Below are 19,798 nucleotides of genomic sequence, written 5' to 3' on the forward strand. Positions count from 1 at the left end.
ATGAGCGAAGGAAAATTAGAGAAACTGAAGCTTGTCGCTTATAGTGATCCTGAATTCAGTGAAAAGGTGGCTGATGGGGAGTTTTCGACTTTGCTTAACCCTGAGAAATACGCTTATCAATATAAAATTGAACAAAATGAGGATCAGGCACCCGGAACGAGTGCTGCTCCTACCAAATTCAATAAAAAACTTCCTGAAGAACTCGATTTAGACTTCTTATTTGACAGGACAGGAATTGTTGAGGGTAAAGGAAGTACTGAAGATGGGGTTATTGATGATATCGAGCATTTTAAAAAAGTAATTCTAAACTATAACGGGGAGCAGCATAAGCCCAATTATGTGATGATCTCCTGGGGAAGCCTTCTTTTTAAAGGCAGTTTGGTAGAAATGACTGTGGAGTTTAAGTTGTTTAGACCAGATGGTACACCTCTCCGTGCTGTAGCAAAGGCTAAATTCAAAGGTTTTGTAGAGGATGATTTAAGGGCTGCAAAAGAAAACAGAAGTTCTCCGGATTTAACGCATTACAGAATAGTGAAGGCCGGAGATAATTTACCCTTAATGACGCAAAGAATCTATGGCGACCCCAAGTATTATTTAGAGGTGGCCAGGGTGAATAAGCTAATTAATTTCAGAAACCTAAAGCCAGGACAAGCTATATATTTCCCTCCCATAGCAAAACAAGGGTCGGCGTAAAATTAGAAAAAATGATAGATACAGGTGATATTGTCACTTTAGAAATATTAGTGTCAGGCACTGCACTCCCTGACAAAATTCAGGTAATGAATGTTACTGTTCAGCGTGAGCTAAATAGAATACCCTATGCAAAAATCACAATAATAGATGGGGATGCAGCCACAGGTGATTTTCCAGTTAGTAATGAACAAACACTAATGCCTGGAAATGAAGTTGAAATTTTGGCGGGTTATCGATCAGAAACAGCCACCATATTTAAAGGGATTATAGTAAATCATCAATTAAAGATCAGGGATGGAAGTTCTGTAATAATGATAGACTGTAAGGACAAGGCTTTTAAAATGGCCAATAGCCGTAAATCGGGCTATTTCTATGAGTCCAAAGACAATGACGTGTTGGAAGAGCTTATTACCAGAAATGGGCTAGAGGCAGATTTAGTGCCCACCAATTTTACTCATCCTGAGTTGGTACAATACCAATGTACTGATTGGGATTTCCTGGTAACTAGAGCACAGGCCAATGGAATGGTTGTGAATGTGGAAAATGGTAAGGTACATGTGTCTAAGCCAGATCCAGAACAAGGAAGTGTACAGACTGTGAAGTTTGGAGAAAGCATATTTGAATTTGACGCCGAAATGGATGGCCGGAATCAGGTTCCAGGGGTTTCTTCATTTGGTTGGAATCCGACCGATCAGGAAATAATTAAAGTAGATGCCAAACAATCTGGTTTTAGTCTTAATGGAAACTTATCTACGGACGAATTGGCCAATTTGATGAACCTTGATCCTATTGAGCTTAAAAATGGAGGGAAGATACCCGACGTGCTTTTGCAGGACTGGGCAGACAGTAAATTGATGTTTCAACAACTATCTAAAACCAGAGGAAGGGTAAAAATTCAAGGAAATTCTGAACCTGTACCTGGTCAAGTTATTACTCTGGAAGGGGTAGGTGATAGGTTCTCGGGAGATGCATATGTCTCTGCTGTCATGCATCAGATTGCAGATGGCAATTGGACGCTTGATGTGCAATTCGGTTTAGATCCAGAATGGTTTACGGATCAGTTCAGCATACATACCCAACCTTCATCCGGCCTTTTGGCTGCTATAAGAGGTTTACAAGTTGGTGTGGTGTCTCAATTGGAAGGTGATCCAGATGGAGAAGACAGAATAATGGTGAAATTACCGGTTATCAATCCTGAAGAACAAGGGATATGGTGTAGGTTGAGCTCATTGGATGCAGGAAGTGAACGGGGTTTTGTATTTAGACCCGAAATTGATGATGAGGTGATTGTAGGGTTTATTAATGAGGATCCCAATCAGGCAGTGGTATTGGGCATGTTGCCTAGTAGTAGCCATCCCAGCCCTTTGGAACTTTCAGATGATAATCACCTGAAGGGGTATGTTTCAAGATCGGGAATAAAGGTATTGATTGACGACGAGTTGAGTAAATTAGAAATTGAGACTCCTGCAGGAAAGAAGATTGTGATGGATGATGATGGAGAGTCGATCACGATTTCGGATGATCATGGCAATACGATTACCATGGATGGAGATGGTATTGTGATGGATAGTTCGGCAGATTTGAATATAAAAAGTAGCGGGGACATAAACCTTGAAGGAACCAATATTAATATTAAATCTCAGGCAGAACTCAAAGCAGAAGGAAGTGCTGGAGCTACATTGTCAAGCAGTGGTTCGACGACAATAAAAGGATCTTTAATACAAATAAATTGATACAATAATGGGAATGCCAGCAGCAAGAATCACAGACATGCATGTTTGTCCTATGGTAAATCCCGGAGGGGCACCTCATGTAGGAGGGCCAATTTTACCACCCGGGGAGGCCACTGTATTAATTGGTGGGATGCCCGCAGCAAGAGTGGGAGATATGGCCACATGTGCCGGCCCTCCTGATTCAATTGTAGCAGGGTCTTCTACTGTATTTATCGGAGGAATGCCAGCTGCCAGGATGGGTGATAGTACCACGCATGGTGGATCTATTGTGGCTGGATTGGCTACTGTTCTAATTGGTTAAAAAATACAGTTATGGAAGAAGAATTAGATTTTCTAGGTAAAGGTTGGAGCTTTCCACCAACCTTTGACAAGGATTCAGGAATGGTGGAGATGCGATCAGGATTGGTAGATATCCAAGAAAGCTTGTGGATTCTGCTGTCTACCAGATTAGGTGAAAGGGTAATGCAACCCAAGTATGGATGTCAGCTGGATGAATTGCAATTCGAAAATTTAAACCGAACAACCATAACCTATATCTCAGAATTAATTCGTACCGCCATTTTGTACCATGAACCAAGGATTGAAGTAGAAAAAATCGAAATAGAAGAAGAAGGATTAATTGCGGGTAAAGTATTGATAAAGTTGAGCTATTTGGTCAGAAGTACCAACTCAAGAATGAATATGGTTTACCCTTACTATATTAATGAAGGAACATCGATTTAATATTTATGCAGCCAGATAATTTAAATATTTTGAAGGTATTGTGGAGGAAAGGTACTTCCCAAGCCATGAGAATAAACCCGGGACTTGACCCTAGCAACCTTGAGTTGATGGAGTTGGAGCTTGGAGACTGGCTGCTTTTTGCTAATAATTTTGCGAAATATATCCCCTTTTTTCCTGCGAACACTTCAAAGGTAACTTTGGATAACTGGCAGCTTTTTTTTGAGGAGCTTTTGGCCGTTGAGGATTTACCTCAAAAAGGGACACCTGCTTATGATCACTTAAAGCAATCTATCCTTACAAAGCTGGAGAATTTTTCCAAAGAAGGTACCTTAAAGCCTCAGCTTACGCTTCTTGTGGCTTTTTTACAACTTCTGGAAAATTCTCGAGGGAGACTAAATAATATTACCAAAAGGCATTTGGATTTTTATTATGGTGATGTCTTGGGTTTTTCAAAGCAACCTGCTGTTCCCGACGAAGCTTTTCTGATTATTGAGAGTGGAAAAGGACCTAAACCTTTATTAAACAAAGGGACCTCATTTGATGGTGGAGTAGATGTCTTGGGGAAAAAGCGGACGTACATTTTAGAAAATGAGTTCTCGCCAAATTTTGCACAGGTAAGTCATATTAAGAACAGGTATACGGATCCCATTCAAAGAAAAATTAAAGTAAGCCTGGTTGCCAATTCTTCAGATGGGATGGGGGAACCTTTTAAGGAGGAAAACCAAGGATGGTGGCCCTTTGGACATTCATTATCAACGGCTACTTTTCCTCCCTTGCAAAATGCCAGTTTTGGTTTTGGTATTTCCCTTCCTTCATTGTGGGCTACGGCAGCATCGGACAAATATTTCAGCTTTGAATTTACCTTTAAGAAAAACTTACCTTTTTCTGGTACAGCCGCTGATGTTCATCAACTGTTTACCGCCCGATACAGTGGTGAGAAAGGCTGGGTGGAGATTTCACCTTTTGACCATCAGGTTAAGAGTGACTTTCAAAGTAAAGTGGAAGGCAATCGACTCACTATTGTTCTTTTTGTTGACAAGTCACAGGCAGCAATCGTGGATCAACAAGAAAAAATTCATGGGGACAGCAAAGGTGAGGGAGCTCCTTTAATTTGGTTTGACATATCCTGTAATTCTCAGAAAGCATTTCAGTGGATCAAAGGGCTTGGGGAAACAGCACTTCAAAAGCTGACTATTCGGTCCATTCATAGCAATATCAGTACCCCCATTGTAGAGTCCGATTTGGGTATTCTTAACCCAGAAAAGCCATTCCAACCTTTTGGAAGTATCCCTAAAAAAGGCAGTAGTTTTTATATAAAATACCCCGAATGGAAAAAGAAAAAGCCAACAAAAGTGACAATTCGGGGTAAGTGGTCCAATACCCCTACAGATTTTAAAGATTGGTATTATGGTTATCGAGATTTGGGAAGTCAATACCTGAGCAGAGGCAATTATTTTTCCCAACATTTTGTGCCAGGTCCGGGTGTGACGCAGCCTATAAAATCCTTTTTATTGCAGCCTACTGGTTTTAGGGAGCCTTTGTTGACCAATAAAATTACAGTAAATCCCGATCCCGATAATTTGATTGTCAAGAACAACAATCACTTTAAAGCAAGCCTCTCATTGAACGACGGTCAAGGATGGACAACTAAAATTTCAGAAGAGGTGCTGTTTGAAATTAATGGGGATGGGTTTAAGAAAACATTTGACGTTTTGCCAGGTGCTGGTAAAAAATATTTGGATATAAATGAGGGGATTAAAATTACACTGCTCCAATCTTTTCTATCTGAATTATACCCCAGATTGTATGCTTTGGCCATGTCTAGTGACCAACCAGAAACGCCTATTCCAAATGAACCCTATACGCCATTATTGGAAACCTTAAATATAGATTACGAAACAGAAGAATCCTTTGACTGGACCGCTACACCTGATCCGAGTTTGAAATTTTTTGTGAGGGATGATTTTGGCTGGTACGAAGAAAACAAGGCAAATAAAATTGGAATAGCACATACCCTAGACAATGAAATCTATGCCATTCCTTATCCTGAAAAGGTCGGGGAATTATTCATTGGGATTTCAGGCCTAGCTCCTTTGGAGCAGTTGTCTTTGTTAATTCAGGTGTTGGAAGGAAGTGAAAATCCTTCCCAAACTGAAGAAACTGATGGGTTGAAATGGTCTGTCTTGGTAAGCAATTATTGGAAAGACCTGGGAAGGGAAAATATTATTTCAGACCAAACCGACAACTTACTCAAATCAGGGATAATCGTATTTTCCTTACCAGAAGAAGTTTTCAATCTTCACCATAGATTTGAAAGTGATTTGGTTTGGTTAAGGGTAAGTTCAGGTAAAACATACAATGCGACAAGCCGTGTTCTGGGCATTTTTTCCCAAGCCATTAAGGTAGTCTTGAGCGATAATGGCAATGATTTAAGCCATTTGAAAGATGGATTGCCTGCTGAAAGTATTGCTAAAATGATTGAAAGAAAAGCAGGGATTAAGGGGGTTTTTCAACCTTTCAATTCCTTTGGCGGTAAAGCACCTGAGCAAGATAAGAATTATTATATAAGAGCAAGTGAAAGACTGAGACACAAAAACAGGAGTGTTTCTCTTTGGGATATTGAACACCTGGTGCTACAAGAATTCCCTGAAGTGTATAAGGTTAAATGCCTCAACCATACCTGTTCTGAATCATTTTTGTCTCCAGGGCATGTTATGGTTTTGGTAATACCTGACACCTTAAATAAAAATGTCTACGATATCTATCAGCCAACCTTCAGTGCGGCCAAACTAAATGAAATAACTAGTTTTCTTGAGGAGAAATCAGCACCTCAGGTTAAAATAAAAGCGGTTAATCCTCTGTATGAGGAAATTAGAATTAACGTTCAAGTAACGTTTTACCCAAGGTTGGATAAGTCTTTCTATATGAATAAGTTAGATGCTGACATCATTAGTTACCTTTCACCATGGACTTCTGGTGATAACCTTGCTATAGATTTTAATAATCATTTCAATAAGAGTAGTCTTGTTTATTTTTTCGAGAAATTGGGTTATGTAGACTTTATTCAGGAACCTCGGATATTTAGGAATGGCACTGAGATGGGGAATAATATTTTACCAAGCAGTCCTAAACACATTCTGGTTTCAGCCAAGTCTCATGATGTCTCACTGTACGCACCAGTTATTACTTGATAGATGATGAATCAAAAAACATATCGCCCGATTTCAAAGGAGGTTCATACAAGTGATGATTTAGACTTTCAATTTCTTAAAGATGAAGGAATAAAAGTTATACAGAGAATCGGGAATAAAATTTGGACGGATTACAATGCCCATGATCCCGGAGTTACTATTTTAGAAATTCTGGCTTATGCAATAACTGATTTGGGGTATAGGCTTTCCTTGCCAATCGAGGATCTCCTATTGGGAAATGATAAAGCCAATTACCTTAAAAAGCATTTCCATATGGCAAGTGATGTCTTGCCCTGTAAAGCACTCACAGGTCTAGACTATCGGATGTTACTGATGGATATCGAAGGAGTTAAAAATAGCTGGATAGAAACCTATTCTAAGCAAATTTATATGGATTGTAAGAACCTTAAAATGGCTTATGATCCTGCGATTTGGGAAGGTTTACCAGAGAAAGACAAAAAGTCATTTGAACTGAAAGGTCTTCATAAGATTTTAATAGATGCAAGCGATGATATTCCCTTTGCCCAAATCAAGAAGAAAGTTCTTTCGGCTTATCATCAAAATAGAAATTTGTGTGAGGATGTAGTAGAAGTAATTCCTGTTGAAAGCCATCCCGTTCAAGTTTGTGCAATAATGGACTTGAGTCCTGATGCTGATGAAGAGTTAATAGCAGCAAAAATTGAATGGGAAATTGAACAATATTTCTCTCCCAATATCCATTTTTACTCTTTTGAGAACATGCTTGATAAAGGGTATACAACCGAAGAGATTTTGGAGGGCCCCTATTTGAAACATGGGTATTTGGATCCGGATGAATTAAGGAATGCAAAATTACGTGATAAAATAAGCCAATCAGACATCATCCAATTGATAATGGATATTGATGGTGTTGAAGCCATAAGGGATTTAAGTATCAATCATTGCGAGGAAGGCTCATCAGGGGGTGGATGGGTTATTGCAGTTCCCGAAGGGAAAAAGCCTGTTTTGTGTGATAAAAGCAAGTTTAACTTTTTCAAGGGATTGTTGCCACTAAATGTAAATCAGAAAACTGTAGCCGCTCATAAAAATGCTATTGTTACTCAAAATCAAGTAGAACAATATGAAATAAAGGAAAAAGGATTTCCTCTTCCTGTACCTCATCTATATCCCTTAGGAGAGTATTCAAGTATAAGGCATGATTTTCCGGAGGTTTATGGAGTTGGGCCTTTGGGTATTCCGGAAAGTGCCAAAGGAGTAGATCGTGAAAAGAAAGCAGATCAATTAAAAGCTTATTTGACTTTTTTCGATCAAATTTTGGTGAGCTATTTTAAGCACCTTACTGAAGTTAAAAACCTGTTATCAGTCTTTAGTACACATGAAAGGTCTTATTTTACAGAAACCGTAACGGATATAGGTGATCATGGTGAATTTTTAGGAAGTTTCTATGATGACGGGTCCCTTTACGAGGACCTCATGGCTCCATTTGATGAGCGAAATAAAAGGAGTCAAAAGTTGAAAGACCACCTTTTGGCAAGGTTTGCAGAGAAATTTTCTGATTATGCATTTTTGATGAAAAAAATCTATGGATCAGGTGTTGATGAACAAGTGCTGAAAACCAAATCCTTTTTTTTGGAGGAATATGGAAAAATAAGTGCTGAGCGTTCAACCGCGATGAACTATTACAAGCAGCCTTTGAAAAATCTTTGGAATACGGAGAATACTTCTGGATTTGAAAAGCGAGTTGCTTTATTGGTTGGGATTAAAGATTATTTCAGAAAAAACTTATCTCGTTCATTTGTAGAGATTTACCCAAGTACCAATGCCGAGGGTGAGGCAGTTTTTAAATGGAGAATATATGATCAAGATAAAAATGTCCTTTTACAGTCCATAAAATCCTATAAAGGGAGAACTGCTGCGCACAAGGACATTTACTTGGTTATCCAGCAAGTCAAGGCTGTTTCCAATGAAACCATAGAAGAGACTCTGAACCAATTCGGAGAAGTGCCTGAAGTAGGTTTTGATTTTGACTGTTTTAAAGTAAGTATTTCTCCAACAGGAAGGTTCTCCTTTGGTGTGTTTAATTTGGATATAAAAGATCCAGAAAGCCCTGATTACCTGATTGCCAGTCAGCAGAAGTATTTTACTTTCCCAAATTTTAAAAATGCACTATTGAGTTTCAAATCCTTTATGGATGAGAAAATGGATGATGAAGGAATGTTTGTTGTTGAAAACATCCTCTTGCGACCAGATTTCAATGAAGCAGAGCTTTCCAATCAGCATTTCCTGCCATTTTGCAAGGATGACTGTGCCGAAGGGAATTGTATAGATCCGTATTCTTTTAGAGTGACGATTGTACTTCCGGGCAACTCATTCAGGTTTGCCGATAGAGATTTCCGAGATTTTCTAGAAAACTTAATCAGAGAAGAAATGCCGGCCCATATTTTAGCCAAGATTTGTTGGATAGGTAGGGCCAATACTGGTGATCTTGAAGAAGAGGACCAAATGAGTCTTTTTGAGGAGGCTTATGCCAATTTCCTCTCGGGATTAACAGTGGGAGATTATCAATACCATGAACAATTTATAAAAATATTATCCGAATTGCACTCGATTTATCCTACTGGTACCTTATACAACTGTGAGGATGAGGATGAAAGCAATGCAATGAGAGATACCATCATATTAGGAAGATCAAATTTAGGAACCATTTAATCCAGTAGGCCATGTCAAATAAACTAAGTTCCGTAATCTACCAATACCGAAACTATAAGGCTGATCAGGTGCTTACCCATACGCAGCTAAATGAAACGATTGCCTATTTCGAAGATCAGGACAGGTTAAGTCGAATAGCACTGACAGGAGTGGGTATCGTACATGGCCTTAGCATTTCCAAAAGAGGGGCAGAAGGAGGAGACCAATTTGTGGTAAAACAAGGGGTTGGAATCACTACAGATGGAGACCTGATTATTTTGCACAAAGCCTTGTCAGAAGAACAACCCAAAGAGAAAAATATTTCTATTGAGGAGTTAACCTTCACGCATTTCAGGCTGTTTATTGATGAAAATGCAAGATATTCTCCCTATTTCTATATAGATGAAGAACAAGTAGAGCTGTGGGAGCTTTGCAATGAGGGAGACCCTGATGCAAAGCCATTATCTGAATTAGCCAATTGGGACAATAAAAACTTTTTGGCTTATTTGGAATGCTATCCTAAGCGAGAGGATATATGTGGAGATATCAATTGTGACAACCAAGGTATTGAGCAAATTGCCAGATTGCGTTTCTTAATGCTAGATGATGCTTCCATCCAAAATTTAGTAGACCTTGATAACGTTTTACGTCAAAAAACTAAAACTACAGCGGCTTTAAAAGAACTGTCAAAACTTCAATTGATGAAGGTGGTTCATACTCCACAAAACTCCACCTCATTTGAGCAGATTGATAATTTATATATTGCAGCGATCAAAAATGGCAATACTTTGGACGAAATGTCTAAAGGTTTAGAACAGATAGTAGAAGGCTTCGGATCTATATTCGATCAAGATGAAAATTTTCAAAGCTTGGTAGATGGTTTTAGTGAATTGATCGACAAAATTTTTAATCAGGAAGAAGAGGAGTATAATTTTCAGCAGTATCGTTACCTCCTTGCCCGAGATTTGATCAATACTTTTAATGCTTTAATAGATGCCTTGAATGAGCTTGACTACTGGCCTAACCCAGCCATTACCTCTTTTCCAAAACATCTTTTGCTCGGGAAGTTGGTAAATACGGGTTCTCGCCACGAATTTTATAGATCTCCTGCCTTAGGTGATTATGATCAAGCTAAAAATAAAATTCATGACCTTTTTAGGAAAATGTATTTTATATTAACCTCCTATAAAATTCAAACAGAAGAAGGTTTGAGGATTATTCCGAATGGGAAAAAACAGCACAATTCGCATTTTCCTTCAATACCTTTCTATTATTCAAAAAGTGAAGAATTATTGTCCGAATGGAACGGTGGCAGCCCAAGCATTAGTTTTCACTATTCGATGGGGAATAATCCATTATTGCTGGAATATGATGGGCATGACAGTTATCTCATAGGAGGACATTTGCTAACAGATGGAGAGAGCACTTTCCAGTCAATAAATTCAATGATTAGTCAGTTTGGCTTGGAGTTTAAAGCGTATCATTTTGATTTGGCATCCAATCAGAAGGAGTTGAAAAAACTCTTAAAGGAACATCCTTCTTGTTCGAGCCTTGGAGGTGTACCTAAATCTGGAACCTATATTTTACTTAGCTACGATAACAAGGTTTTAGCTGACCTTTCCCTTTCCTATAGAGTGGTTGACGAGACGGGACTTATTTGTTCCAGTCATGTAAAGGTTGCTAGTTGCAGCTACCCTTGGATCAGTTCTTTAAAATACCTTAATAACCTTTCAAGAAGTATCAAAGGTTCGGTAAGAAGGTCTGGGGTTCAGCCAAAAAGTTACCGATTGGCGATTAACAATTATACCATTAATGGTCAAAAAATTATTAATGGGACCGTCACGCTTGAAATACCTTTTGAGGAAATCTATAATAGGCGGATGCATGCCATCACTGAAGCATTAAACGAGCGTTTCCCTAAGGGATTGGTCTTCGATTATGATGAATCTCACAAGCGATTCGTTATTACCCGGCCTTATGATGATGAGTTTAGCATTAGTTTTTCAGACAACACCATAAGTATCAACAAGCCATCTTATACTTATACTCAAGATGGAATGGTGAAATCTGACAAAACCTTTAGGCTTGAGGCTATTCGTTGTGAAGAGCTTAGGAAATACAGAGAGGCTACCTATTTACAATTGCAAAGTGAATTTGCTCCTGTGGATAAGGATGATGATTATGGAGAATTTAAAGGTAAATGGAAGCAATGGAACGATTTGATAGAAGATTTAAAAGCCGATTCAAGGTTTATAGGCAACTTTAAACCAAGAATTCCTGAAAAAGTTAGTGATCTTCCTGGTTCTGTTCAAAGAATTATTCGTAGTGTTCAGTCAGCCTTGGCAAGTTCTAAAATTGGGCACAAACTTTATTTAACGGGAGATTGGGTGAATGGTAGCTGGGCAAGTATTGAAATGATAAATGATTATAAAAACGCTACGGACACGAATGATTTGATCTTTAGATTTCTCCGATTAAGAAGCACACTTCATGGTAAAGACCAAGCAAGCAAAGCATCATTGGTGGTGGTTTTGGATAGGGAAATTGACAGGGGAGAAATGACTAGAACCTTGGAACCATTTACCGAAAAGGCTGATATTTATATCGAAGTGCCAGCAAAAAGAGGTCAGCCGAGAGGGATAGATTCTATAGAAAAACTGCAACTATAAGACATGGAAAAGGACCAATCATACAAATTCCGGATGATGATTGGTCCTTATGGGGCTTCTGTCCAATTTCACTTGCTTTAATCTCTGATCTAGTAGTATAAGCGACTCAATAGTGATGTAAACAACACGTAACGAACGCAACTTCAAGACGTTTTGACTTAATTGCTTGCTTCCTCTTTCATACTCATTTGCCAGTAAAATAGGTTCAGTCTAGTGACCAAACGTTTAGAAATATAAGAATTAATTTGAAAGAATAAAAATAAATGAAGGAAATTGATACGCACTCTATACAAAAAGTTTCTATCGATATATATTCCAAATCGGTCGAGAATGCCAAGTCTATAGAAAGAAATATCAACACCTTTGTTCAGGATTCTTTACTGCCTTTAATTGCTTCCTATCTTGATGAATTGGAAAAAGAATTACAAAATGATTTCATTCAGATTCCCCAGATAAATATTTCTTTGGATCTTTTGGAAGAAGATTTTTTAGAGCCTAAAATAATTCTAAAAGCATTCATGAATCAATTTAAGGAGGTGATTTCTAAAGAAATAGCTTCAAATAGCAAGCTCAATTTTAAGAAGGTACATAGTGATGAGCTTATGCTCAATTCGGATCCGATTGGACTTTCAACAAAAAAAGAAATAGATGAAGAAGTTTTGGTTCTGGATCCGGTAATAAGTCTGTTGAAATCATGGATTTATTTTTTGGAAAATGGACATTTGCCTTGGTGGTATCCTATAGAAAAAGCCAGAGATACTTTTGAATGGGCAAAATTAAAACCCATAATGGAGAAGTTTGGAGGAGATGGGAACTTGCTTAAATACTTCCAGCATTCCCCGTTCTTTGATCGAGTGATTAGGCAATATAGAGTGAAGGAAATAGGTGAATTGATTTGGATAGTTATAGGCAGCAAATCACCTATTAAAAAACTCCAATTTAAGCAGATAAATGAGAGGTTGGAAGATGACAAAAAGCTTGTTTTTTACAGGATAATAGTCGCTTTAAGTATTTTTGAGGAAAAGAAAGGCGATTGGCAGCTCATTGCAGAGCTTTACTTTTCTAAAGTTAGCAAACCAGATAGGAAAATAGTAGAGAAAATTTTCAGAGAAGTCATAAAATTTGATGATATTAAAGCTAGAAAGGATATTGTTCCATCGATTATTCGAATCCTCGATGATAAAGTGCAAACGGGAAATGAAAATCCAAATGATATTCGGGATCGGTCAGAACCAAAAAGTATAGATAAAAAAGAGAGCTATTATATAAGCAATTCAGGCTTGATTTTACTGCATCCTTTTTTGAAATCATTTTTTCTTGATTGCGGGTTGATAGATGAAAAAGGAAATATTAATAATTCGGAAACGGCTGTTCATGCATTGTATTATTTGTCTAACAGGAAAGAGCAACCTTTTGATTTTGAGCTGGTTTTTGAAAAGTATTTAGTAGGGGTAGCTATTAATGAAGAAGTTAATAGAGAGGTGTTTCTTTCCGAAGATATTAAAGACAAGACAGGGAAACTTTTAAATGCACTAAAGGTAAACTGGAAGAGATTGGGGAACACGGGAATAGAAACTATTCGTAACGAGTTTATAAATCGAAATGGCAAATTGGTTTTTGAGGAAAATGCTGACCGCTTAATTGTGGAAAGAAAGGGACAAGATGTATTATTGGAAAGTATTTCCTGGAACCTTTCACTAATAAAGCTTCCTTGGCAAAAAAGGCATTTGCTTGTAGAGTGGTAAATTGAAGATACTATGAAAAGACAAGGTTTTAGAAAGTCCTCAGTAGGTTTGATCAATCCTTTATTTCAAAGCAAGGAGGGGAATAGTTTTTTTCGCCATAAGAAGGAACAAAGTGATAGTTTGACACCTTCTCTTGACAATGATAATTTTTTTGATCCTATGATTCAAAAAGTGTCAGATGAAAAAGATACTGGAATAGCAATACAAAGTAAAGAAAAGGAAGATACCACTGATAAACTGCAGGCCGCTTCAGAGGAGGAAGAACCAGTACAAGCTAAAGCTGATGAAGAAGAGGCTGTCCAAAAAGCAGGGGATGAAGAGGAGGCAGTAAGCGCCAAAGCAGAAGAGGAGGAAAAGGTTAACGCAGCAGCTTCAGAGGAGGAACCTGTACAAACAAAAGCTGAAGAAGAAGAGCCAGTACAGGTTAAAGCTGAAGAAGAGGAAACTGTTAGCACCAAAGCAGAAGAGGAAGAAAAAGTCAGTGCAGCAGGTTCTGAGGAAGAACCTGTCCAATCCAAAAACGAGGAGGATACCGTTCAAACTGCAAAAGAGGAAGACAGTATTCAAACCAAAGAAAGCAAAAGTGGAAAGGATTCATCTCGCCAAAGCCAAGTTAACAGTATAGAACACATCCTTTTTCAAGAAAAGGGGAAGGGTATGCCAATGTCTCCTGATACGAAAAGATTTATGGAGAAAAAATTTGGCTCTGACTTTAGCAAAGTTAGAATTCATACAGATCAAAAGGCTCAAATGATGAATAAGAAAATTAGGTCCAAGGCATTTGCCCATGGATTTGATATCTTTTTTAATCAAGGACAATACCAACCAGAAACAAAAGCAGGAAAGCATCTACTGGCTCATGAACTCACCCATACAATTCAACAAAAGGGGATTATAAAAAAAGCTGTGCAGTCGAAATTAAATGATGGCCATGATTTTCATCCAACAAGTAGATTTTCAACAAATGAATTGCTTGAAGATACTTTTGACAATTATGCCACTTTAAAAATTGGCTCCAATGGAACAGCTGTAAGCCTAATACAATACGCTTTAATTGGTTTAGATTATCGTTTGCCTAAGTATGGTGCAGATGGATCTTTTGGGGAGGAAACGAGCAGAGCTGTGAAAGCTTTCCAAGCGGATATGGGCTTGGTTGTGGATGGGGTAGTGGGTAGAAACACAATCCAATACCTTGATAGACTTGACAGAGGAGTGGAGGTAACGGCACCTGAAATGCCTGTAACCATTGATGCTAAGATTGACTTGAAAAATGTAATCGCCCAGGCTGGAGCTGTTGCATCAAATAGTTTGGGCCCTGCAGATATGGGAAGGGTTTTCCCTGAAACCATCGATGTTAAATTAAAATTAATAGATGATGGTGTAATGTGGCATCCAGTCATTACAGGATTGGTAGGTCATTATTCTGTGCAAACACGCCTTCTTCCCGGAATGAAGGAAGTAACCGGGCCGGGGGGAAATACTAGTGAAGAGAATTACTGCGATCAGGTTAATGATTTAAGTAATCTTGGGGCTTCTTATGTAGAATGGTTTATGGAGGATGCAGTTTTAGCTCATGAAAGATTTCATGCCTCTAAAATGCGTACGGCATTAATTGACACTTCTGTCTTGATACCCTTGGAAAAGGCGGTAAATGAAATGGCATTTCCAAAAAGTGCCCTTACGATAAATGACATTTTAGCTGAGGCAATGATTAGGTTGGATCCAAAATTTCAAGATGCAATTTTCGAAGCTGAAATGAATTGGATTGACTCCTTTCTTGCCCTAGTGAAAGAGGATCATGGGGTGCCAATAGGTACTGGACCTGCTTATCATGAAGAGAGAAAAATAGTTAATCCTATGATTAGAAAAATTCGCAACCATGCTAAAGCAAATAAATGGTCTTCCTGTGCCCACAAGTAGCTCAAATACCCAAATGGGTTTTTAATTAAAAGTCCAATAAATCTGAATTGATGATATAAATTGTATGAGCCATTTTAGTTCTAAATCTAAAACCAGCAGAGGTCACTCCTCCCAAAATCAGTCTGATCCCTTTTTTCAGGCGAAATTGGCAGTAGGACAGCCTGGTGATCAGTATGAGCAAGAAGCTGATGCAATGGCAGATAAGGTGGTGCAAGAAAAGTCTCAAGAAGAGAATGTTCAATCAAAGACAGATGAAAATATCCAAGCCCAATCCTTGGCCAAAGGGGTTACGCCTCTCGTTCAGTTAAAGGTAAATAGAACGGTTTTTCAGGAAAAATCAGAAGAGGAAGGGCAGCTATCAATGGAGCCTCAGGATAGTGAAGCGGAAGCTCCTGTACAAATGAAACAAGAGACTGCCACATCCACACCTCCGGGTTTCGAGCAGCAGCTCAATCAAACATCAGGAGGAGAGTCAATGGATCAGGAGACACTTTCAGGAATGGAGGAGTCATTTGGTGCTGATTTTAAAGATGTAAGGGTGCATACTGATAGCCAGGCAGTGCAGATGAGCCAAGGTATTGGGGCACATGCCTTCACCCATGGGAATGATATTTATTTTAATGAAAACCAATACAAGCCCAGCGATAGCGCTGGAAAGCATCTTTTGGCGCATGAGTTAACCCATACCATTCAACAAGGAAGTAGTCCAGCCATACAGAACAGTACCATTCAAAAAGAAGGCGAAGAGGAATCAGCTCCTGAAATGGAGGAAGAAACTGGTGTTTTGGATGAAAGTGCTAAAACCATAACTTTTAGTAAAATACCCATTCCAGGATTTAAATTACAGGATCATAGGGGAACACTATTTACAAGCAAAGCCCCTCTCAAAAGAAAAAACAATTATTTAAGAGGCAATACCAACCAAAGAGATGGCGTCTGGAGAGAAGAGGTAAGTACAACCAATATTGCCACAAGATTGAACAACTTGTATGAGGAGCACCATAGAACTCCCCCAACAGCTGATACTACGCATGTGTTTAAAGCCAATATAAATGGCAGGGGAGCAAAGCCCACTTATATAGGCCCCATTGATGTGATTTCGAAAGAGCTTACGACGCCTGGCTGGGGGAAAGATAAGAATTACAGAAACTTCCACGTAGACCATATTGTAGAACTTCAATTGGCTAATTGGAGCATGGCAACATGGCCCAATACCCTTGAAAACATGGAATTATTGGATGCCAGTAAAAACACCTCAAGTGGGTCTGTTATAAAAGGTCAAATTACGGAAAAACTCAATGGTTTTAGAGAAAGACATGGGGTTCAATACCCTGGAGGAGATGCGACATTTAAAAACAAATATACCTTGGTTTTTAATAGTGCAGAAGCTTTGGCTGGAGGAGATAGTAATGCCACCGAAAATGAATTTTGGACCAAAACTCAAATAGAAAGCGGAGATCAATTAGAACCCATCGAAGTGGGGAATTTAGCTGATATTGGAAGCGAAGGAGAGGTTCGTATTTTCCCCAATCAATCCGGTGGAATAAGTAAAAAGTTTGTTTGGACAGGAGAGGGTAGCAGGTTAGGTAGTTCTGAAAAGACTTGGTTAGGCAATCCTTTCAGAATTACCGCCAAACAATTCGCTACTGAAGGTGAAAATGTAGAAAACACAGAGAACCTAGGCAGTATTTCAGTAAACATACCTTCTTCAGACAAAACATGGGCACCTTGGGCAGAGGATAAAGTCTTTCCTGTAAAACGTTATCCGGGTTCTAAATATGCAGGATACCTTACCAAGCAGTCTATTAAGTCCGGTTTATATGGACTGCGAATAAAAAAGGCAAGCCCGGTAGAAATCCTTGAATTGGACTTGATGCCAACTGGTATTGAGGCTTATGGCCAAATATTACCCAGTATTCCTATTTTCGAGGGCAGTCCTATAGAACTATTTATCTCCAATGGCGAAGTAAGAGTATCTAAAACCTTTGGAATTGAAGAAATTAATGTGCCCGCGCCGTTTGAGATTAGCGATAGTTCTTTAACGATTTTTGCAAGTTCCAGGAATGGATTGGGGCTGACCGGTGAAACCAATTTTGCCATCAACCAAGTAGGAGAAGGGCATATAAGTGCTACCGCTTCCACTGCTTCAGGTTTTGAATTGGAAGGGGCATTTAATTTTGATTCTGAATTATTTGATCCGGCGGAGATCAATATGGAATACAAGGAAAATACCTGGACCATAGGAGGAGAGATAGGCATTCCTGAAGGAAAGTTGAGGGGTATTAAATCCGCCACCATAACTGCCTCCTATAGTGAAAATAATTTTTCTGCAACAGGTGAAGCTGAGCTGGATGTTCCAGGTATTGAAAGGGGGAATATGGCCTTCAATTTCGGTGAAGATGGTTTTTCATTCAGTGGTGATTTTGACTTAAGCAGTGATATTCCCGGGATTACAGGAGGTAATATAGCGGCTAGAGTTGCTAAACCTGCAGGGGCTGAGAACTATGAAATCATGGTAACCGGCACAGCCCAGCCTGATATTCCAGGGATTTCTACATCACTTACAGTTACTTATGAGAATGGAGCACTTACAATTGTAGGTTCGGCAGCCTATAGCAGAGGAATGTTAAGTGGAACCATAGAAGTAGGCGCTACCAACCGCGCTATAGGTGAAGATGGACAGCCTTCTGGAGATCCGGACGAAACCATGCGAGTCTATGGTGGAGGTGAGCTTACCCTTCAATTAACTCCTTGGTTGGCTGCAACGGCTGGAGTTAAACTTTTACCTAATGGAGAAATAGAAGTTACTGCCAGACTGGCCTCTGAGAGCTATGAGGTTTTTCAAAGAAAGGAATTCAATAGGAATTTATTTAGGGCTCCAACAATAGAGATTCCATTGTTCGCGATTCCTATTGGGCCACGAAGTATTGGTTTGGTTGCTCAAATTGGAGGTGGACTGGATTTTACAGCCGGTTTTGGTCCAGGTGAATTGAGAGATATATCCGCTGAAATCACCTACAATCCTGAAAGAGAAGATGAAACCACAATAAGTGGTCATGGAGAATTTGCCATTCCTGCCGATGCTGGACTTACTTTAAGAGGTGACTTGAGCCTTGGTGTCAGTGTTGCCATTGCTAGCCTCACAGGAGGAATAGAGTTGACTGGCGCATTAGGGTTAGAAGGAGAAGCAGCTGCAGAAGTAGATTTGAATTGGACCCCTCAGACAGGCTTGTCCCTGGATGCTCTCGGTAGAATCACTGTAAATCCCAAATTCGAATTTGAAGTGAATGCATTTGCAAGGGCCAGCCTTGGAGTAGGCTTCCTCTCTGTTTCAGAAACCTGGAGACACAATTTGGCTGGCTTTGAATGGGGGCCAGATATACAATTTGGTCTGGTGTTCCCAGTCAATTATCAGGAGGGCGAGGCTTTTGATATGTCTTTCGATGATATTGAAGTGATCTATCCTGATCTGGATATTGTGAATATGGGTAAGGGCTTGGCGAGAGACATCAAAAATGATTTATTTGACTAAATGACTACAATGGAAAAGGAGAAGGCCATTTCTTTCAATAATGAAGGTGCAAGGTATTTTTTGAAGCAAAATTTTGAAAAGGCAGCAGAATGCTATGAAAAAGCCTACAAGTTAGATTCAAAAAACACATCCATCTTAAATAATATGGGCCTTTATTATCAACAGCAAAAAGCCTACGATAAGGCCATATTGTTTTTTGAAAAAGCGATACAAATTGAAATAAAGCCGCATTTTCTAGTGAATTTAGGGAATGCGCTGTCCATGAAAGGTAAATATGCGATTGCTTGGGATAAGTTTTCTGAAGCAGTGGAAAGGTTCCCTGAGCACCAAAATGCAAAAATTAGTTTGGCAAAGCTTGCCACCCATATCAATGAGTTGGAAAAGGCAGTACAGATCTGGAAAAGCATAATAGAAGAGCATCCCACTGATCAAAATTTAATACAACTTGTTAAGGTTTTTATGAGGATGAACCATTGGGAAGAGGCAAGACAGACTTTGACTTCTATACCTCCTAATTACTGGACAGGGCTTGTCTGGTTTTTGGCTGGGCAATGTGAATTTCATTTAAAAAATTATGGTCTTGCCATTAAATCTTTTAAATCAGCCCTTGCAGAGGAACCTGACAATACTTCTTATCGACATTATTTGGCTATGGCCTTCCTTGCAGTAGGTCAAGTATCAGAAGGCTTGGATCATTTGATTAAAAATTCCCGTTTGGAACCAGATAATCCAGCAATTTTAACAGATTTAGCTGTTGTTTATCTTAGTAAAGGAGAATTTGAGTTGGCAAAGAATTGGTTGAATAAAGCCCTTGATTTGGATCCGGGTTTTGAGAAAGCTTTACATTATAAATCCAAAATGAAGCAAATCGATACCGGTAAACAAGAACAAAATTGATTTTAATCCGGAAGGCATTTCTATAGAT

General features: G+C 39.0%; 11 protein-coding genes. All 11 read left to right on the top strand.

Going from position 1 to position 19,798, the window contains the following annotated elements:
• Positions 1-693: a CIS tube protein gene (locus tag AC13EX_RS24370; protein ID WP_482894659.1), complete on the top strand. Its 693-nt coding sequence runs from the start codon at positions 1-3 to the stop codon at positions 691-693.
• Between the two features lie 11 nt (positions 694-704).
• Complete coding sequence (gene vgrG / locus AC13EX_RS24375; RefSeq protein WP_482894660.1) at positions 705-2,426, top strand: type VI secretion system tip protein VgrG; 1,722 nt, start codon at positions 705-707, stop codon at positions 2,424-2,426.
• Positions 2,427-2,433: 7 nt separating this feature from the next.
• Positions 2,434-2,727, top strand: coding sequence for a PAAR domain-containing protein (locus tag AC13EX_RS24380; protein WP_048643966.1), 294 nt, complete (start codon positions 2,434-2,436; stop codon positions 2,725-2,727).
• Positions 2,728-2,738: 11 nt separating this feature from the next.
• Positions 2,739-3,149: a GPW/gp25 family protein gene (locus tag AC13EX_RS24385; protein WP_339712397.1), complete on the top strand. Its 411-nt coding sequence runs from the start codon at positions 2,739-2,741 to the stop codon at positions 3,147-3,149.
• Between the two features lie 5 nt (positions 3,150-3,154).
• Entirely contained in the window at positions 3,155-6,340 is a 3,186-nt protein-coding gene (locus AC13EX_RS24390; RefSeq protein ID WP_482894661.1) for a hypothetical protein, read from the top strand.
• Between the two features lie 3 nt (positions 6,341-6,343).
• Complete coding sequence (locus AC13EX_RS24395; protein ID WP_482894662.1) at positions 6,344-9,028, top strand: hypothetical protein; 2,685 nt, start codon at positions 6,344-6,346, stop codon at positions 9,026-9,028.
• A gap of 11 nt (positions 9,029-9,039) precedes the next feature.
• Positions 9,040-11,676, top strand: a complete 2,637-nt coding sequence (locus AC13EX_RS24400; RefSeq protein WP_482894663.1) for a hypothetical protein — start codon at positions 9,040-9,042, stop codon at positions 11,674-11,676.
• Positions 11,677-11,939: 263 nt separating this feature from the next.
• Positions 11,940-13,421, top strand: a complete 1,482-nt coding sequence (locus AC13EX_RS24405; protein ID WP_482894664.1) for a contractile injection system tape measure protein — start codon at positions 11,940-11,942, stop codon at positions 13,419-13,421.
• A gap of 12 nt (positions 13,422-13,433) precedes the next feature.
• Positions 13,434-15,341: an eCIS core domain-containing protein gene (locus AC13EX_RS24410; RefSeq protein ID WP_482894665.1), complete on the top strand. Its 1,908-nt coding sequence runs from the start codon at positions 13,434-13,436 to the stop codon at positions 15,339-15,341.
• A 64-nt stretch (positions 15,342-15,405) separates the two neighbouring features.
• Positions 15,406-18,873, top strand: coding sequence for an eCIS core domain-containing protein (locus tag AC13EX_RS24415; RefSeq protein WP_482894666.1), 3,468 nt, complete (start codon positions 15,406-15,408; stop codon positions 18,871-18,873).
• A 9-nt stretch (positions 18,874-18,882) separates the two neighbouring features.
• Positions 18,883-19,770: a tetratricopeptide repeat protein gene (locus tag AC13EX_RS24420; RefSeq protein ID WP_482894667.1), complete on the top strand. Its 888-nt coding sequence runs from the start codon at positions 18,883-18,885 to the stop codon at positions 19,768-19,770.
• Positions 19,771-19,798 lie beyond the last annotated feature (28 nt).

The organism is Cyclobacterium sp. L-R (genome assembly GCF_056859355.1).

Coding starts and splice junctions, on each gene's coding strand:
- AC13EX_RS24370 (WP_482894659.1), top strand. CDS start 1: ATGAGCGAAGGAAAATTAGAGAAACTGAAGCTTGTCGCTTATAGTGAT.
- vgrG (WP_482894660.1), top strand. CDS start 705: ATGATAGATACAGGTGATATTGTCACTTTAGAAATATTAGTGTCAGGC.
- AC13EX_RS24380 (WP_048643966.1), top strand. CDS start 2,434: ATGGGAATGCCAGCAGCAAGAATCACAGACATGCATGTTTGTCCTATG.
- AC13EX_RS24385 (WP_339712397.1), top strand. CDS start 2,739: ATGGAAGAAGAATTAGATTTTCTAGGTAAAGGTTGGAGCTTTCCACCA.
- AC13EX_RS24390 (WP_482894661.1), top strand. CDS start 3,155: ATGCAGCCAGATAATTTAAATATTTTGAAGGTATTGTGGAGGAAAGGT.
- AC13EX_RS24395 (WP_482894662.1), top strand. CDS start 6,344: ATGATGAATCAAAAAACATATCGCCCGATTTCAAAGGAGGTTCATACA.
- AC13EX_RS24400 (WP_482894663.1), top strand. CDS start 9,040: ATGTCAAATAAACTAAGTTCCGTAATCTACCAATACCGAAACTATAAG.
- AC13EX_RS24405 (WP_482894664.1), top strand. CDS start 11,940: ATGAAGGAAATTGATACGCACTCTATACAAAAAGTTTCTATCGATATA.
- AC13EX_RS24410 (WP_482894665.1), top strand. CDS start 13,434: ATGAAAAGACAAGGTTTTAGAAAGTCCTCAGTAGGTTTGATCAATCCT.
- AC13EX_RS24415 (WP_482894666.1), top strand. CDS start 15,406: ATGAGCCATTTTAGTTCTAAATCTAAAACCAGCAGAGGTCACTCCTCC.
- AC13EX_RS24420 (WP_482894667.1), top strand. CDS start 18,883: ATGGAAAAGGAGAAGGCCATTTCTTTCAATAATGAAGGTGCAAGGTAT.